The 13,123-nt window shown below is 40.7% G+C and carries 12 protein-coding genes and 2 pseudogenes; all 14 read left to right on the top strand.

The window, feature by feature from the left end:
• Nucleotides 1-348 precede the first annotated feature (348 nt).
• The 14 genes and pseudogenes from JCM15907_RS02095 (at nt 349) to coaE (ending at nt 13,055) form a co-directional block, all read left to right on the top strand.
• Nucleotides 349-1,671, top strand: a complete 1,323-nt coding sequence (locus tag JCM15907_RS02095; RefSeq protein ID WP_159099892.1) for an Mfa1 fimbrilin C-terminal domain-containing protein — start codon at nt 349-351, stop codon at nt 1,669-1,671.
• Nucleotides 1,672-2,004: 333 nt separating this feature from the next.
• Nucleotides 2,005-4,487 (top strand): annotated as a pseudogene (gene lon / locus JCM15907_RS14020) (endopeptidase La).
• Nucleotides 4,488-4,523: 36 nt separating this feature from the next.
• On the top strand, nt 4,524-5,072 hold the full coding sequence (locus tag JCM15907_RS02085; protein ID WP_025842528.1) for a DUF1599 domain-containing protein: 549 nt from the start codon (nt 4,524-4,526) through the stop codon (nt 5,070-5,072).
• On the top strand, nt 5,069-6,352 hold the full coding sequence (locus tag JCM15907_RS02080; RefSeq protein WP_025842527.1) for a BT_3928 family protein: 1,284 nt from the start codon (nt 5,069-5,071) through the stop codon (nt 6,350-6,352). The genes JCM15907_RS02085 and JCM15907_RS02080 overlap by 4 nt, the downstream gene beginning before the upstream one ends.
• Before the next feature lie 8 nt (nt 6,353-6,360).
• On the top strand, nt 6,361-7,122 hold the full coding sequence (gene tpiA / locus JCM15907_RS02075; RefSeq protein ID WP_025842526.1) for a triose-phosphate isomerase: 762 nt from the start codon (nt 6,361-6,363) through the stop codon (nt 7,120-7,122).
• A 61-nt stretch (nt 7,123-7,183) separates the two neighbouring features.
• A complete protein-coding gene (locus JCM15907_RS11980; protein ID WP_051522323.1) occupies nt 7,184-7,513 on the top strand; it encodes a hypothetical protein in 330 nt (109 codons plus the stop codon).
• 17 nt (nt 7,514-7,530) lie between these two features.
• Nucleotides 7,531-7,695, top strand: coding sequence for a hypothetical protein (locus JCM15907_RS13915; protein ID WP_148297428.1), 165 nt, complete (start codon nt 7,531-7,533; stop codon nt 7,693-7,695).
• Between the two features lie 45 nt (nt 7,696-7,740).
• A pseudogene (gene folE, locus JCM15907_RS10190) lies at nt 7,741-8,297 on the top strand (GTP cyclohydrolase I FolE).
• 22 nt (nt 8,298-8,319) lie between these two features.
• Nucleotides 8,320-8,835: a hypothetical protein gene (locus JCM15907_RS02060; RefSeq protein WP_025842525.1), complete on the top strand. Its 516-nt coding sequence runs from the start codon at nt 8,320-8,322 to the stop codon at nt 8,833-8,835.
• A 121-nt stretch (nt 8,836-8,956) separates the two neighbouring features.
• On the top strand, nt 8,957-9,862 hold the full coding sequence (miaA, locus tag JCM15907_RS02055) for a tRNA (adenosine(37)-N6)-dimethylallyltransferase MiaA (protein WP_025842524.1): 906 nt from the start codon (nt 8,957-8,959) through the stop codon (nt 9,860-9,862).
• A 490-nt stretch (nt 9,863-10,352) separates the two neighbouring features.
• A complete protein-coding gene (locus tag JCM15907_RS02040; protein WP_025842523.1) occupies nt 10,353-10,868 on the top strand; it encodes an isoprenylcysteine carboxyl methyltransferase family protein in 516 nt (171 codons plus the stop codon).
• Nucleotides 10,869-10,969: 101 nt separating this feature from the next.
• Nucleotides 10,970-11,299: a preprotein translocase subunit YajC gene (yajC, locus tag JCM15907_RS02035; RefSeq protein WP_025842522.1), complete on the top strand. Its 330-nt coding sequence runs from the start codon at nt 10,970-10,972 to the stop codon at nt 11,297-11,299.
• Nucleotides 11,300-11,550: 251 nt separating this feature from the next.
• Nucleotides 11,551-12,426, top strand: coding sequence for a CdaR family protein (locus JCM15907_RS02030; protein WP_148297422.1), 876 nt, complete (start codon nt 11,551-11,553; stop codon nt 12,424-12,426).
• Nucleotides 12,423-13,055 carry a dephospho-CoA kinase gene (gene coaE / locus JCM15907_RS02025; RefSeq protein ID WP_025842520.1) on the top strand — a complete coding sequence of 211 codons (633 nt, stop codon included), beginning with the start codon at nt 12,423-12,425 and terminating at the stop codon, nt 13,053-13,055. The genes JCM15907_RS02030 and coaE overlap by 4 nt, the downstream gene beginning before the upstream one ends.
• Nucleotides 13,056-13,123: the final 68 nt, after the last annotated feature.

Here is a 13,123-nt window from a genome sequence, read left to right as displayed (position 1 = left end):
CCCTAATAAGCGGGAAGTCATCCATCCATGGCATCTCGCTTATTAGGGCTTTTTAGGGGACGACTATGTAACAACTTCGCACTTGATACCGCAATCTACAAGAGATACTCCAAAGCTTAAATTTTGCCTTGCTCTATTTTCTCTGTAATTTTGCCACACATTAAAAACTAAATCAAGTACGAGTATATGAATTTATCTTTGGCTTATCGGTTTATATCGATTCTACTATTTATTTCGTTTCTGGGGAGCTGTAAGAAAAAAGAATCCCAGTTTTTACCTAGTTCTTCGGAAGAAGTATACATCCAAGTAGAGATCCCTATTCTTCAACAAACCATGCGAGAGAAAAGTATGGACGACCCTATGCGGAGCATTGAATCGCTTTCTATGCTTTTCTTCGATGGGAATTCTTCTGATAGTCAATTGGTAGAGATAAGAGAGATAAATGAGTTCATCAATACAAGCGAAGGTATTTGTGTGAAATTACCTCAAAAAGAGGAGTATTACCTCCTTTGTATTGCGAATGCCTCCAAAGAGGTAAAGCAACTTATACGAAAAGGATGCAAAGCAGAAGTCTTTCTTCACAAAGAGTTCCCCATATTAACTAGAAGAATGAGTAGAGAACCCTCTTCTGAGGAGCTTAAAGGGGCTATTATGATGACTAATGCAGAAGGGCTTGTTCCCATAAATGAAAGCAATTATTTTAAAAACGAAACAGAACAAAAAAAGAGTCGTCCTGTACGTCTAATATTAGAATCAATTGCTGCCCGAGTTTTATTGAATGCCTCTCTTCCACAAATAGAGAACAGTTCTCTAAAGATGCAAGAAGGGGTTCATCCAAGATATTTGATAACAGGTCTTTCCAAGGAAATTTATTGGCTACGTAAAATAAAACTTTCGCAATCGGATAAATCAGCTCCCCAACAGCATGAAGAAGAATATGCCTACTCCCCTGGATATGAATTGATTGCAAAGGAAACAGGAAAAGAGAAGTACCACGAATTAATAGAGAAATATCGTTCTTTTTACTCTACAGCTAATAATTTTTTGAAGTATTCAATAGAGGCAGACCCTTCTGTCGAACAGGATCTAAAGAAGTCTTCATTGTACTGTAAAGAGACAACTATCGACCCACAACATTACCTTACAGCATTTATTCCTCATATTATTGTTGCTTATCCAATATATCCTTCCGAGTTGAAAGTTAATCAAGGAAAAGGTTGGATTGCTTTTGAGGGAAAATATTTAACCGAAGAGGATTTTGTGAATTATGTTGCAGGGGTAAGAGCAAATACCAATCCTCCTCTCCCCGAGGGAATGCCAGAAGAGTTTGCAATAGCTGTTCGGAAAATAAAAGAAAATGAATTGCTCACTAAAATGGATCAACCTTTTTCGTTAGAAGGGATTGACTTTTATTGGAAATCTTTGAATTTCTATGCATGGCCATTGAGGCATTTTGATGATAGTAAAGCTCCTAAAAATGATTCTTTTGGTCGTTATGGTTTGGTGCGAAATAATCAGTATACAATCAGGGTGAAAAAACTCTCCTGGCTGGGTAGCAACATGTTTCCTAATCTAAAAGATAATTTTTCTCCTCTTTCAGAGTCGTCTTCTATCAATCTATCAATCGAAGTAAAGGAACTATCCAACCGAGAGCAAGAAGTCGAATATTGATTTGTCGAGGCAAGGAGACTTTGAAACTTTGATTTACTGAATATTACACAACTCTCACTCGAGTCCGTTACTTGTAAATAAGAGAAGTCTACGAATAGAGTAGGGTGGCATATCTTTCGTGTACAAATAGTAACTTTGCACAGAATTAACCTACTTGTTATTATGCAGGTAGGTCTTTGCTTTTTATTATACTACACAAACGTTCTATTATCCTGAACCATTTTTGAGTTGTAAGTGTTTGTAAATAGGAGGAAATAGAATAAAAAGTTGGAGTGCTTTTTATCGATATTCAGAAATAAGTGCTCTTTCAATAAACAGGAGATGAAACATAAAATGAGTGACAATAAAAATAACCTGTGGTCTAATTACTTTGACCTTTCGGCTAATATAACAGTACCTTTTCCACTCCCCTCGGTTATAGTCGATGAGTATGTGGAAAATACAAATATCCCTGATGCTCTGGAGCAAAGATTGCCATTGTTGCTTCTAAGAGACCGAGTTACCTTTCCGAAGGTTGCTCTTCCTATGGATTTTACCACTTCTGAGGAGAAAGCTTTGCTTAAAAGGGTACAGGACGATGGTGCTTATTTTGTAGCAGTTTACACCCCCTCTCATTTAGAGGGCTTTGAATTGACACAGTACTTAGAAGGTCGTGTAGCTGTACTTTGTCAAGTGGCAAGGGTTATTTCTGTAGAGGAAGATTTGTCTTCCGCTCTCGTTATAGGCGTGTTGCGTGTTGCTATCTCCAAGACGACAATGGATGGAATCTATCCAGAAGTTACAATTGTACCACGAGAAGAAAAGAAAGAGACACGACGCAAAGAGAAAGGAATTTCTGCAGAATTGGCTCTAAAAATTGCAGAGGTCAAAGAGCTTCTCGTAAAGAATCTATCCAGACGTTACGATCGTGTACCGAATGAGGTTTTTTCCTCTATCAAGGGTTGTGAAGATACTACTTATGTAACCAATTTTGCTGCGGTTTGCTGTGCCCTAAAAACTCCTTTACAACAAAAACTTTTGGAGATTAACACATTATCGGAAAGAGTTACCGAGGTATTGAGCTATCTATATCAAGAGCAAGAGCTAATTACAATGCGAGATGAGATACGTTCGCAGGCTCGTGAGGATATGGATAAGCAACAAAAAGAATACTTCCTGCAACAACAAATACGAGTAATGCAAGAGGAGCTTGGAGGTGGAGGAATGGAGCTACCCAGTGATGAACTACGAGAAAAGGCACTTGCAAAGCTATGGCCTCAATCGGTAGCAGAAACGTTCAATAAAGAGCTTAGACGTTTAGATAATCTGAACCCTCATAGCCCAGACTTTGCTGTACAATTCCAATATTTAGAAACTTTACTCGAATTGCCATGGGGTGTCTACTCTAAGGATAACTTCAGTCTTTCTCATGCCGAAAAGGTTTTAGATAAGGATCACTTTGGACTTGATAAAGTAAAAGAGCGTATCCTGGAGCACATGGCTGTTATACGTCTCCGACAAGATATGAAATCCCCTATACTCTGTTTGTGGGGGTCTCCAGGAGTAGGAAAAACTTCTTTGGGAAAAAGCATTGCTGATAGCTTAGGACGCAAATACATACGCATCTCCTTGGGAGGTTTGCACGACGAGGCTGAAATAAGAGTCACAGACGCACCTATATAGGGGCTATGCCTGGGCGTATTATTCAAGCTATCAAAAAGGCAGGAACATCTAATCCTGTAATTGTTCTTGATGAGATTGACAAGATAGATGCAAGTCACAAAGGAGACCCCTCTGCTGCCCTATTAGAGGTCTTAGACCCCGAGCAGAACAAAAGTTTCCATGACAATTATATAGACATAGACTATGACTTGAGCAACGTGATGTTTATTGCCACAGCCAATTCATTAAGTACAATCTCTCGACCTCTGCTAGATCGTATGGAACTTATCCCTGTGAGTGGATATATCACGGAAGAGAAGTTAGAAATTGCTCGCAAACACTTAGTACCCAAACAATCGAAAGAGCATGGTATAGACCAAAAAGATTATACTCTAAAAATACCTAAGGCTGTAATGGAGATTATCATTGAGTCTTATACCCGAGAGAGTGGAGTGCGTGGCTTAGAAAAGCAGATTGCTCGTATAATGCGAAAGTTTGCTCGTCGCATAGAGAATAGCTCTACTTATTCTCAAACTCTTAAGCCTTCTGACTTAAAGGACTTCTTAGGAGTACCCACTTATACCCGAGACCTCTATCAGGGTAATGACTACTACGGAGTCGTAACAGGTCTCGCTTGGACCAGTGTAGGGGGCGAAATACTCTTTATTGAATCTAGCCTACATAAAGGGAAAGATTGCCGACTTACGCTGACCGGTAACCTGGGCGATGTTATGAAAGAGTCTGCGACCATAGCCCTAAACTACATAAAAGCTCATGCTCAAGACTTAGGGATAGAACCCGAGCAATTAGCTGAACAAGACTTGCATTTGCACGTTCCAGAAGGAGCTATCCCTAAGGATGGACCTTCGGCTGGTATTACGATGCTTACCTCTTTTGTTTCTGCTTTTACCAAAAGAAAGGTAAAGCTGGGCATCGCTATGACGGGAGAGATTACGCTTAGAGGGCGTGTGCTACCTGTAGGAGGAATTAAAGAAAAAATATTAGCTGCCAAGCGGTCGGGGATTAAAGAGATTATCCTTTCAGAAGAAAATAAGAAAGATGTTGAGGAGATAAATGAACTCTACAGGAAAGGTCTCACTTTTCATTATGTGAAAGATGTTAGTGAGGTGCTTGAATTGGCTCTTTTACCTAAAGAGGTTTTGGCAAACAAGTAAGATTTATAGGCAAATCAAATAACTCCTAAGAATGCTATGGAATACGATAAGGATTTAACTACCATGCAATATAAAGAGGTAATAACCCAGTGTCGTTCCCTCTTTGAGATGAAACTGTCCGATTATGGTGCTGCATGGCGCATTTTACGTCCAGAGTCTCTTACAGATCAGATATATATCAAGGCAATGCGTATTCGCAACTTAGAGACAAAAGGTGCTGCTCGTGTACAAGAGGGGATACAGCCCGAATTTGTTGGTATCGTTAACTACGCAATAATAGGTCAAATACAGTTAGCTTTAGGCTTTTCTGACATTGTAGATATATCCGCCGAGCAGGCTTTAGCGCACTATGATGCCATAGCCGAAAAGACTTTCCGATTAATGATGGATAAAAATCATGATTATGACGAGGTTTGGCGAGGCATGAGAATTTCTTCTTTTACGGACTTAATTCTCACGAAAGTTTTACGTACCAAGAACATAGAAAGTCAGAGAGGAGCAACTATCGTATCTGAAGGTGTAGAGGCTAATTATATGGATATGGTAAATTATGCTATCTTCGCACTCATAAGACTCTCAGAATGAAACCATCTTTTCGTGGAATATTAGTAGAGGCCTCTCGCTTTATTCTTTCCGCTGTTTTTATTTTTTCTGGTGGAATAAAAGCTGTGGACCCTGTAGGTGCAGGGTTGAAAATGGCTGAGTATCTTCACACTTTTCAGTTGCCCGTGGATAGCTTCCTATCTATGATTTTGGCTATTGCCATGGCAACTTTTGAGTTCTCTTTAGGAGCTCTGTTACTAATGGGCTTTTGGCGAAAGATGACAGCTTGGTTCACATTCGTCACGATGCTCTTTATGACTTCATTGACTCTTTATTTGGCCTTGTATAACGCCATCTCCGATTGTGGTTGCTTTGGAGAAGCTGTTAAGCTAACCAATTGGGAGTCTTTCTACAAGAATGTCTTTCTGATTATTCTTTCTTATATCTTTCTGATAAATAGGAGAAAAGCAAATTCTGCCTTTTCTTGCCCCCAAGCCTCTATACCATTTTTCGTTTCCATTGGAGGATTCCTTTTCTTCGCTTATATGAACTATAGGCATTTGCCTATGTTGGATTTTCGTCCTTATAAGGTCGGGAGTTCTCTCCCAGAATTGATTTTGACTCCAGAAGGGGCTCCAAGTGATCAATATACCTATGAGTTTGTATATGAGCGAAATGGAGAGAGAAAAACGTTCGACATGAACAATCTCCCTGATGAAACGTGGACTTATGTAGAGCGATACGAAAAGTTGGTTTCCAAGGGCTATACGCCCCCTATTACGGACTTTTCTCTCTTTGTAGCTACATCTGATGTAACCAAGGAGATACTTGAAACTCCGGGGTTGATGATTTGGATTCTAACTCCTAATTGGGAAGAGGTTAACAAGTCTTTTGCCCCCTCTTTGAATACTCTTTATTCGGTGGCACAGAACCAAGGCATATTACTGTATGGTATATCTAGCTCTACAAAATCTGAAGAGGGTAGATGGCGTAATAGTACCAATACAGAGTACCCTTTGATTTTCTTGGATGCTACAACAATCAAAACTATTGCAAGGGCTATTCCCTCTGTTCTCTTTATTAAAGATGGGGTCATCGCTGCCAAGCTGAATGCAAGAGACCTCAAACAGGGAGAAGAATCTCTAAGAGATCAAGTAGATAGCATTTACGCCCAAGGATTGCGCAAAGAGCCTTATCTATTGCGCCTTCTTCCCTTGGTTGTTTGGTTTATCTATACCATTATATCGTTGATCTTGTTTACCAATAGAAAGAGTGCGATACAATGTTCTACTGAACGGGAAACTAAATTAGAAGAGAAATAAACATTACTATGAGAACAAAAATTGTTGCTGGAAACTGGAAAATGAACAAGACTCTCGCAGAGGGAGTCGCCCTATGTAAAGAACTACAAGAGGCTTTGGAGGGGAAGAAACTCTTTTGTAAAGTTATCGTAGCTCCTTCTTATCTACACTTGGCTTCTGTAGCATCGGTATTGAATAAGGGAACTGTGGCTCTTGGAGCTCAGAACTGTGCCGATCAGGAGAGTGGAGCTTATACGGGAGAAGTTTCGGCGGCAATGTTGGCTTCGGCTGGTGTTAGTCACGTAATTTTGGGACACTCTGAACGCAGGGCTTACTACCATGAAGATGGAGCTCTTTTGGCTAAAAAAGTAAAAATGGCCATGGCGCATGGTTTGACCCCTATCTTCTGTGTGGGAGAGCAATTGGAAGATAGAGATAAAGAGCGCCATTTCGAAATAGTTGAGGAGCAGTTGAAACAATCTGTACTTTCTCTCTCTGCTGAAGAGTTCGGACGTATTATCATCGCCTATGAACCTGTATGGGCTATTGGTACTGGACGCACGGCAACTCCTCAGCAAGCACAAGCTATGCATGCTCATATCCGCCAAACTATTGCCAATAAGTATGGCACTGAGGTCGCCGATAATTGTTCTATTCTTTATGGTGGTAGTTGCAATGCTTCTAATGCTAAAGAACTCTTTGCAAATCCCGATGTCGATGGAGGATTAATTGGAGGTGCATCTTTGGAAGTAGCGAAATTCCTTCCCATTATAGAAGCTTTTGCAGAGTAACTATACACTCCACTATTACAGGAGAAGAGACCCTTAGTAATCGTTTTATCACCATTGTTTTATGACTTGCCGTCTCTTATACTTGAGTTTAACGCTTTGCTTGGCGATGCTGGGTTGGCATCCTCTTTATGCCCAGCAAACTATAGACCGTCCCATAAGTGCTTCGAATGATATTTTTGAGGTACTCTCACTCTCAAAAAATGGCTTAGGTACGGTTATTGTCCATCAACCCGATATCATCAAAAAACAAGTAGCTCGTCCCTCTCAGAGGAGAGCTTTCGTAGACGAAGGGGAACTTTCGGCAACGATTGTTCAGGGCTTCCGTATTCAGGTGTTCAATGGCAACCTAACTTCGTCCAAACAGGAGCTTATCGCCGAGCTCAAACGGTAAATAAAACTTTTCCTGATATAACCTGTTATGTCAGTTATAAAGCTCCTTTTTGGCGCTTAGTAGTGGGAGACTTTCGTACATACGAGGAGGCGCAGACTTCGCTACACGAGATGAAACGTTTACTACCCCAAATAGCGGGGGAGTTATATATTGTTCGAGATAAAATACGTGCTTTATACTAAATGAATAAGCAATCTACCTTTGACCCTCAGCTCTCTCCAGAAGAAATGAGAGAGATGATAGACTTAAATCGTCGCATAATAGAATTATTGGGAGAAGATCCTGCTCGAGAAGGACTTGTAAAAACTCCCGAACGAGTAACCAAATCGCTCCGCTTCCTTACCAAAGGCTATAGAGAAGATCCCGAAGAAATCCTTCGCTCTGCCATGTTTCGTGAGGAGTATCGGCAGATGGTTATTGTCAAGGATATCGACTTTTTCTCTCTCTGTGAGCACCATATGTTGCCTTTCTTCGGCAAGGCTCACATTGGTTATATTCCAATAAATACATTACAGGGCTAAGTAAAATACCCAGAGTGGTAGATGTGTTTGCTCGAAGATTGCAAGTGCAAGAGAGACTTACCACTCAAATTAAAGATTGCATCCAGCAAACTCTTAATCCGTTGGGTACTATTGTAGTTATTGAAGCGCAACATATGTGTATGCAGATGCGAGGGGTAGAGAAGCAAAACTCGCTAACTACAACGAGCGATTTTACGGGAGCCTTTGAAGAAGCTTCTACACGCGAAGAGTTTATGAACCTCATCGGTATCCGCCGTTATTAACCATCTCTCAATCCGTAGTACTATGACCTATCGTCTCATTTTGCTCTCTCCCGAAAAGGAAGATTTTGAGTGTGTATTTGATATAGACGCCCAAGCTACATTGGAAGATTTGCACTATTCTATCCTCAAATTGCTGGAGTATCCTCAAGACCTCTTTACTTCTTTTATCTACTCTGATGCTTGTTTCAATGTACAGGAGGAGATTACTTTAGAGGAGGCTCGTGAACGTCAAATAACAGTAGCCTCTGCCTTTGAAGATGAAGAGAGAGACCTACTATACGTTTTCGATACTCTATTGGAGCGTTGCCTCTATGTAAAAATGGTGGAGACAAACAATACTGCTATTAAGGAGGCTCTATTAATACGGAAAAAGGGTGAGGCTCCCTCTCCTCAATTGACCAACGAAGAGATCGAATCCTTCTTGCTGGAAGAAAGCACTCCTTTTGAGATGAACGAAGATGCTTTTCTCGAGGATGAAAACTTCGACGAAGATATCGAATACCCTTCTTTTGAAGGAGATGAAGACTTTGGCTATTAATTGCTCTTTATCTCTTCCGAACTATTAAAATCAAAGAAGTTTTTTCTTACTTATTCTTTTGAAGGGATAGTGAGAAAGGACTTCTTTTTTGTACACAGAGTTTTAATTAAGATGGAGTAGTATGGCAAAAAAAGGTACACTGCTTGTCCTCGTAGGCCCTACGGGGATAGGAAAAACCGAGCTTTCACTCTCTTTGGCAGAGGTACTCGATGCTCCGATTATTTCGGCAGATTCTCGCCAATTGTATCGAGAGCTACCGATTGGTACGGCTGCCCCTACCGAGGAGGAGCAGAAGCGAGTACCACACTATATGGTGGGGATAGCCTCTATCTCTGAACATTATAGTGCTGCACGTTACGAAGCCGAAGTTATCCCCCTTATCGAAAGTCTTTTAGAACAGCATCCCTACGTGCTTTTGGTAGGCGGTTCTATGCTTTACATAGATGCCATTGTAAAAGGAATTGACAATGTGCCCGATGTTGCAGAAGATGTCCGTCAAACCCTTTACCAGCGTTGGGCGGACGAAGGTTTAGAACCTCTATTGGAAGAGTTGAAAGTGGCAGATCCAGACTACTACGATAGGGTAGACAAGAAAAATTATAAGCGCGTTATCCATGGTTTGGAGGTTTTCCTCTCTTCGGGGCAACCTTTCTCTTCGTTTCACACCCATCAGATTAAGGAGCGCCCCTTTGATATAATCTGTTTTGAGCTCACACGCCCCCGTGAGGAGCTTTACGAGCGCATTAACCGCCGAGTAGTCCAAATGTTAGAGGCGGGCTGGTTGGCAGAGGCAGAGGCTCTCTATCCGTATCGTCATTTGAATGCCCTTAATACCATCGGGTATAAAGAGCTATTTAACTATATTGGAGGACGCTGCTCATTGGACGAAGCCATACATCAAATAGCACGCAACACACGCATCTATGCCCGTAAGCAAATAACATGGTTCAAGAAAACGGATTTTTACCTCCAAGTGCCTGCCTCCATTACAGCCGAAGAACTACAAGCCTACTTAGTCGCCCCTTAAATAGTTGTTGAGATAGAGGTAACGCATCAACGAAAAAGGAAAAACAACTTGCTTTATTAGTATAGGGCAAGTTGTTTTTTTATGTGACTGTGGTACCTTTTGAATTTTTGATTACGAATGCTTTTAGAACGCTTAAGAGATTGGTGGAGTACGAAGATACAAATCAGATAGTACAAGAACAGATATAACCATCCTAACAATCAAAGTTTATGAAGAGTGAAGAGCACAAGCTCAACCATCGTACCTTTTGCGCAAAACGATTAAGCCTTTTAAGAGTTAGCACGGAGGGTTAGAAGAGTTTGTTCGGATGGCTCGAGAGAAGGTACAGAGTACAATTTTGTTGCTCTATTCTTTAGGAGATTGCGAAAGGAGGGTCTCTATTTTTAGAGAATTCATTTATTTTGCATTTGCATAACCTGCACCAAGCAAGGGAAAGCTCCTTGCTTTTTACTTGGCTACAACACAAGAATAACCTAACCCAATAACTAATATGCAATTCATTACAATCACATTTTTTATCTTCTTCGCCTTGCGTTTGGCATCTCTTGGGTTCTCTATCCGCAACGAAAAACATATTCAGAAAAAGGGAGCCGTTCAGCACGGCAAGTTAAACTCCCTCTTCCTGGCATTGGCACATATTGCCTTTTATTTCAGTGCTCTGTATGAGGCGTATGCTTTGGGCAAAGAGTTCAACTCTTTCTCTCTATGGGGGACGGCTCTTATGGGCTTTGCCTATGTGATGCTATTCTACGTTATCTATAAGTTGAGAGATGTATGGACCCTTAAGGTCTATATCGTACCCAATCAGCGTATAGAGACGAGTTTCCTCTTTAGAACTGTACGTCATCCGAACTATTACCTAAACATTATCCCCGAACTTATCGGTGTTGCCTTGCTTTGTAATGCTTGGATTACGCTCTGTGTGGGTCTTCCTATATATATTGCCCTGCTGATTGTACGCATCCGTCAAGAGGAAAAGGCAATGAAAGGAATGTTTGCAGCTTAATATGGAGTATAGCACATAGTCTCCATTTTTCTGCAAAACATCCGATGTTATCTTGTACTTTTTCCGTAAGTTTGCAAAAGAAATTATTAATTACTTAGAAGATGAATTTATTTTTCTTAGACGCTGCAGCTGCAGGAACTCCACAGGGAGGTTTGTTTGGAGGTTCCATCGGTACCATCATTATGATGGTAGTCCTTATTGTTATCTTTTGGTTGTTCTTTATTCGTCCTCAGAGTAAGCGCCAAAAAGAGCTTCAAAAAAAGCGTGAGGCTATGCAACCTGGCGATAAGGTGGTTACCGCAGGAGGAATACATGGAAAGATTAGCGAAGTAAACGAGCGTGATTTTCTTATAGAAATAGCGAAAGATGTGCGCATTCGAGTAGAAAAGACATCGGTTTACGCTGCTATTGAAGATGTAGCCAAGCAGTAATAACCAACTATAGAAAAAGAGGAGTCTAAGGTACATTGTAGTATTTTAGACTCTTTTTTGTTAGTATATCACCAGTATAAGAGGCATCTGCTATGAAACTACAGTTATTTACCCAAAAGACTACGATAAAAAGAAAGAAAGAGAATACCCCCTTTTCTCTAAAACCACAAACAACCAGGGGTAAGAAATTTGTGACTTTCCTATTCTTTTTATTGATTTCTTCTATTTGGTGGTCCATAACAAGCTTGCAGATGACATATACAAAAAGTCTGAAAATACCTCTAAACTACACATCTCTAAACGAGTTTTCTGTGCAGGGAGTATTGCCCGAAGCTATTGATGTACAGATTGAGGGAACGGGGTTTGAACTTCTTTTTGACTATACATTTCGCCCTATACAACCCATAGATATAAAGGTGGTTTCTCCCTCTTTACGAGGCTCTAAAAATCGCTTTTATGTGTCGTATGCCACATTGGAACAGTGGGTGCAGAAACAATTAGAGCAGGGTACCAAGATACAAACTATATACCCCAGAGAAATATCCGTAGAGCTTGCAAGATTGCATACCAAAGAAGTACCCATAAAATCTGCTTTAGAGATTGCTCCTCAAAATGGATTTCTGATAACCAAAGTACTATTAGAACCTTCTATGGTAAAAGTATATGGTAGCAAACAAGGTGTCGATAGCATTACCTCTGTCTTAACTCAAAAAATAGAGATAAAACAATTAGAGGGAAAAAACAGTGTAGAAGCGATCGTGGGGTTGGTAGATATACCCAATATCCGATTTTCTACCCATCAGATTAAAACCAATGTTACTTTTGAAGAGCTTACAGAAAAGCATTTTGATCTGACAATCAATGTTAAAAACCTTCCATCGGGCTATCGTTTGCGTTTGCTCCCCTCCAAAGCGAATCTTCGTATTACATTGCCTAAATCGCTTTACACTTCCATTTCGGAAGCAGATTTTAGGCTTTTCGTAGACTATAATCAGCTACAAAATAGCAATGGTAACACCCAAGAGCAATTATTGCCTATCTCTATAGAAGAGCCCCCCATAGGACTTACTAGATATGCTGTAACACCAGCTCGGGTACAATATATATTAGAAAAAGAGGCGAAATGAAAGAAGGGCAAAGAACAACTACTCCTCAAGTGTTGGGGATAAGTGGAGGTATTGGTAGTGGCAAATCGGTCTTCTCTCGCCTATTGTCCTTTTTCGACATCCCCGTTTTCGACTCTGACCGAGAAGCTAAGTTATTATATGGGGAAGGAGAGGTAAAGGATTTTGTCAGTACACACTTTGGCACAGAGTTTTATGCCACCTCAGATGGCTCTCTCAATCGCAAAGCGTTTGCACAACTTATATTTTCTCGACCCGAGGCTCGTGCTTTAGTCGAGAGTTTTATACATCCTCTTGTTAAGAAACGTTTTGAACTATTTCGAGAGAGGCAGCAAAAGAGATGGATAGGATTGGAGAGTGCTATACTTTTTCCCAGTGGATTGGATGTTTTTTGCAATGCCGTAGTGTGGATTGAGGCTCCTTTAGAAGAACGTATAAAGCGTATCGCTCTACGCGATAAAGCCACCGAAGAGGAGATTGTACAACGCATAAAAGCGCAAGAGGGCATCTCTCCCAAAGAACAATCTATCCCCCTATTTAAGGTGAACAACTCGGCTTGCTCTCCGCTCCTGCCTCAAATACGTAACCTATTGGAAAGCCTTAATACTCTTTTCGAGCAAGGATACAGCTAAATATAGCTTCTGTAAGGGTATGTCGTCCAAAATAGCTACTTTTGATATGCTGTAAGAGTTTCTACATA

It is taken from the genome of Porphyromonas gingivicanis JCM 15907, assembly GCF_000614585.1.
Lineage (GTDB): Bacteria > Bacteroidota > Bacteroidia > Bacteroidales > Porphyromonadaceae > Porphyromonas > Porphyromonas gingivicanis.
The sequence above is the reverse complement of the archived record's forward strand: the minus strand, read 5'-3'. Positions and strand labels throughout refer to the sequence as shown.